This window comes from Bartonella sp. AP40SXNS (assembly GCF_042195825.1).
Taxonomy (GTDB): Bacteria; Pseudomonadota; Alphaproteobacteria; order Rhizobiales; family Rhizobiaceae; genus Bartonella.
Genome location: NZ_JBHIPB010000025.1, coordinates 1 through 5,000, shown reverse-complemented (window position 1 = coordinate 5,000; position 5,000 = coordinate 1). Strand labels below are relative to the sequence as shown.

Annotated in this window: 1 tRNA gene and 2 rRNA genes; all 3 read left to right on the top strand. The window is 45.3% G+C overall.

What is annotated here, in order from left to right:
- The first annotated feature begins 437 nt into the window (after positions 1-437).
- The 3 genes from ACFILZ_RS09080 to ACFILZ_RS09070 all read left to right on the top strand — a co-directional run bounded on the left by ACFILZ_RS09080 (position 438) and on the right by ACFILZ_RS09070 (position 3,615).
- Positions 438-3,248 (top strand): 23S ribosomal RNA (locus ACFILZ_RS09080).
- A 68-nt stretch (positions 3,249-3,316) separates the two neighbouring features.
- Positions 3,317-3,431: ribosomal RNA gene (rrf, locus tag ACFILZ_RS09075) — 5S ribosomal RNA — on the top strand.
- Between the two features lie 107 nt (positions 3,432-3,538).
- Positions 3,539-3,615 (top strand) — tRNA-Met (locus ACFILZ_RS09070).
- Positions 3,616-5,000 lie beyond the last annotated feature (1,385 nt).

Here is a 5,000-nt window from a genome sequence, read left to right as displayed (position 1 = left end):
AAGAACACGGTTTAGTAAAAGGTCCAGTGATCTTTTGCTTGTTCTATTGAAATTGTGAAGAGAAGATATATTCAGACATGTTCCTTTTTAAGGTTCCTTCTGAGGTGCAAGTTTTTTGTTAAGAAAAATACTTTCTTGGGAAAATGCTTGTTGTCAAAAAAAGGTTTTGGAAAACAGATTTTAAAAAAGATCTTGAAAGAAAAACCTTTCTTCCGAAGAGGAAATCTTAATTTAGAAGGAAATCTTAATTTAGAAAAAGAGACATGTGTCGCAAGGGAATGCTCAAAGCCCTTGCTTATGATTGGAAGCTTAACCGCGCCATTGAATATATCTCGAGAAGCTGGTCTTTTCTGCTGATATTTGGTTTGTTTTGCGCTTTATTTTGCACAAGATAAAGAGAAGCAGACAAACCGTGAATGAATATTGGCAATGAGAACGATCAAGTGTCTTAAGGGCATTTGGTGGATGCCTTGGCATGCACAGGCGATGAAGGACGTGATACGCTGCGATAAGCTACGGGGAGGTGCGAATACCCTTTGATCCGTAGATTTCCGAATGGGGCAACCCACCTTTGATGGCTAGAAAAATTAAGCTGTTTTTTAAAACAGTTTAGTTTTCTAGTCGTCAGATAAAGGTATCTACACCTGAATAAAATAGGGTGTAAGAAGCAAACGCAGGGAACTGAAACATCTAAGTACCTGTAGGAAAGGACATCAAACGAGACTCCGTTAGTAGTGGCGAGCGAACGCGGACCAGGCCAGTGGCTTGAATTAAGAAAAGTAGAAACGACTGGAAAGTCGTACCAAAGAGGGTGATAGTCCCGTATACGTAAATCTGATTTAAGTCCTAGAGTAGGGCGGGACACGTGAAATCCTGTCTGAACATGGGTCGACCACGATCCAAGCCTAAGTACTCGTGCATGACCGATAGCGCACCAGTACCGTGAGGGAAAGGTGAAAAGTACCCCGACAAGGGGAGTGAAATAGTACCTGAAACCGAATGCCTACAAACAGTCGGAGCCCAAGATTCGTTCTGGGTGACGGCGTACCTTTTGTATAATGGGTCAGCGACTTAGTCTAACGAGCAAGCTTAAGCCGGTAGGTGTAGGCGTAGCGAAAGCGAGTCTGAATAGGGCGTTCAGTTCGTTGGATTAGACCCGAAACCGAGTGATCTAGCCATGAGCAGGCTGAAGGTAAGGTAACACTTACTGAAGGGCCGAACCCGTATCTGTTGCAATAGATTGGGATGACTTGTGGCTAGGGGTGAAAGGCCAATCAAACTCGGAAATAGCTGGTTCTCCGCGAAATCTATTTAGGTAGAGCGTTAGTCGAATTCTCCAGGGGGTAGAGCACTGGATGGGCTAGGGGTCCTCACCGGATTACCAAACCTAACCAAACTCCGAATACCTGGAAGAACTAACTAGCAGACACACGGCGGGTGCTAACGTCCGTCGTGGAGAGGGAAACAACCCTGACCACCATCTAAGGTCCCCAAGTTATGGCTAAGTGGGAAAGGATGTGAGGATCCCAAAACAACCAGGATGTTGGCTTAGAAGCAGCCACCATTTAAAGAAAGCGTAACAGCTCACTGGTCTAAATAAGGGTCCCTGCGCCGAAAATGTAACGGGGCTAAAGCCATACACCGAAGCTGTGGATTTACTCCTTTTGGAGTAAGTGGTAGCGGAGCGTTCCGTAAGCCTGTGAAGGGAGACTCGTGAGAGCTCCTGGAGGTATCGGAAGTGAGAATGCTGACATGAGTAACGATAAAGGGAGTGAGAGACTCCCTCGCCGAAAGTCCAAGGGTTCCTGCTTAAAGTTAATCTGAGCAGGGTGAGTCGGCCCCTAAGGCGAGGCCGAAAGGCGTAGTCGATGGGAACCACGTTAATATTCGTGGACCTGTGGGTAGTGACGGATTGCGTATATTGTAAGATCTTATTGGATTGATCTTGCAGTGAAGCAGTTCCAGGAAATAGCTCCCACATATAGACCGTACCCCAAACCGACACAGGTGGACTGGTAGAGAATACTAAGGCGCTTGAGAGAACTACGTTGAAGGAACTCGGCAAATTGCACGCGTAACTTCGGAAGAAGCGTGACCCTTTAGCGGGCAACCGTTAGAGGGTGGCACAAACCAGGGGGTAGCGACTGTTTACCAAAAACACAGGGCTCTGCGAAGTCGCAAGACGACGTATAGGGTCTGACGCCTGCCCGGTGCTGGAAGGTTAAGAGGAGATGTGCAAGCATTGAATTGAAGCCCCAGTAAACGGCGGCCGTAACTATAACGGTCCTAAGGTAGCGAAATTCCTTGTCGGGTAAGTTCCGACCTGCACGAATGGCGTAACGACTTCCCCGCTGTCTCCAACGTAGACTCAGTGAAATTGAATTCCCCGTGAAGATGCGGGGTTCCTGCGGTTAGACGGAAAGACCCCGTGCACCTTTACTATAGCTTTACACTGGCATTTGTGTCTGTATGTGTAGGATAGGTGGTAGACTTTGAAGCAGGGGCGCTAGCCTTTGTGGAGTCATCCTTGAAATACCACCCTTACCGATATGGATGTCTAACCGCAGTCCGTTATCCGGATTCGGGACCGTGTATGGTGGGTAGTTTGACTGGGGCGGTCGCCTCCTAAAGAGTAACGGAGGCGCGCGATGGTAGGCTCAAAACGGTCGGAAATCGTTTGTTGAGTGCAATGGCATAAGCCTGCCTGACTGTGAGACTGACAAGTCGAGCAGAGTCGAAAGACGGTCATAGTGATCCGGTGGTCCCGTGTGGAAGGGCCATCGCTCAACGGATAAAAGGTACGCCGGGGATAACAGGCTGATGACCCCCAAGAGTCCATATCGACGGGGTTGTTTGGCACCTCGATGTCGACTCATCGCATCCTGGGGCTGGAGCAGGTCCCAAGGGTATGGCTGTTCGCCATTTAAAGCGGTACGTGAGTTGGGTTCAGAACGTCGTGAGACAGTTCGGTCCCTATCTGCCGTGGGTGTTGGAATATTGACAGGACCTGTCCCTAGTACGAGAGGACCGGGATGGACGTATCTCTGGTGGACCTGTTGTGGCGCCAGCCGCATAGCAGGGTAGCTATATACGGACGAGATAACCGCTGAAGGCATCTAAGCGGGAAACTCACCTGAAAACAAGTATTCCCTGAGAACCGTGGTAGACCACCACGTTGATAGGTCAGGTGTGGAAGTGTGGTAACACATGAAGCTTACTGATACTAATCGTTCGATCGACTTGATCGTTCTCATTTCCCATATTCTTTCTTAAAATATAAAAATTCCAGCTTCTCATCATTCATGCTTTTTGCTGACTTGGTGGTTATGGCGGAGTGAACGCACCCGATCCCATCCCGAACTCGGCCGTGAAACGCTCCAGCGCTGATGGTACTTTGCCTTAAGGCACGGGAGAGTAAGTCGCCGCCAGGTCTGCTAAAGGCATGATAGATAACAATTCAAAATAAAAATATAACGATAAATATCAAGGCTCAATACTGAGAGTAGACAATAAAAAAATCTTGTCTTAAAATATATAGCGCGGGGTGGAGCAGCCCGGTAGCTCGTCAGGCTCATAACCTGAAGGCCGCAGGTTCAAATCCTGCCCCCGCAACCACTTCTTAATAGTTAACCATATAATATTCCCTAGCATTCCCGTAATAGTAACTTGACTCTTCTCAATCTAAACAGAAATATGCCAAACGCAGAGAATAATCTGCTCAATAAGCCTCATTAAAAAAGCTTATAAAATTAAAAAAAATCCATACTATTGTCTCTTTACATTGCAAACCTTCTAAAGGCATCAATGAAATATCATAGATAAACGAGACCTTGTATCAAAAAAACATCTCATTTTACTCTTCTAAAGTTCAAAAAAATAACAAAATCTCTCTCTCAACATACCGTGAAAACAAATCATGCCAAAAAAAGACCTATGAGCGGCTTTGGGGCTGGATCGGATTCTTCTCATCCCTAAAAGAACGCAATAGGACTCATAAGGGGTATGCTACTAATGAAGCAGAGATAGGCAGAGAATGCTTTCTTCTCTCTAAAACGATAAATCTAAAAGCTCTTCTTAATACTGGAAAACAAAAATAGCATCAAGCTCTGAAAATAAAAGCAGGAGGAAACGTGTCGTAGCGTCTAAACGCATGGAGTGAAATGCTAATCACTCGAAACTCTTCTCACGTAACAGAGACATAATCTAAAACGCTATGGAAAAAGGAGAAAACGTACGAGCGCGTAAATACCCGTAGAGTTATGCTGAGGAGATATAGGAGCACTCGCAACTCTGCTCTACGTAAAAAACGCAATGCAGAAATAGGGGATACTCCGCTAAACATTATGCCCTCTGAAACAACTAGAAAAAAGAGCGTAGAGGTGTATGTAATTCACACACAGAAACACTCCTCAAAAACTAAATCTAAGCTCAGCTTCTCTCTCTTTTACGATATCCCTCCCTTTGTCCTATGTGTGCCTGTATATCTTCATCCTTAAAACAATCTGCTAACTTTTTGTAACAAAAAATTGCACATAATTCCTTGACCACCTAAACTATCTATATCCCTAAATACTAAGGCGGATTTTTACTTAGAAAGCTTTTGGGGAAAGCTTTTGGGGTACTGAGCCTATGCCTATGATCTGTAGGGGCAGTGCTTTACGGCTCAGATAGAGAAATAACAGCTTTTTACACTATCCTAACATACATAAAGCAACCTTAAGAGAAAAAACTCTAAAAGTTACATATCCCTATCCTTGGCGCAATGGACTATCTGTTTTGAAAGAGACATCTCACATTATCTCTTGGACATCTGCTCTAGCCCCATTTACCGTTTCTAGGGTGACATGTTCTTTAAAGAATTAATGATTTTTGCGATCTTTTTTAGAAACCAGCGTAATGAGGGAGAAAGTATGCCGTGAGAAAAAGAAGGGGAAGCTTTTTGCTTTTGCAGCCATTGGTCTTGATGTTTGAACCGAAACTGGCAGTGGTAAGGGGAAGGC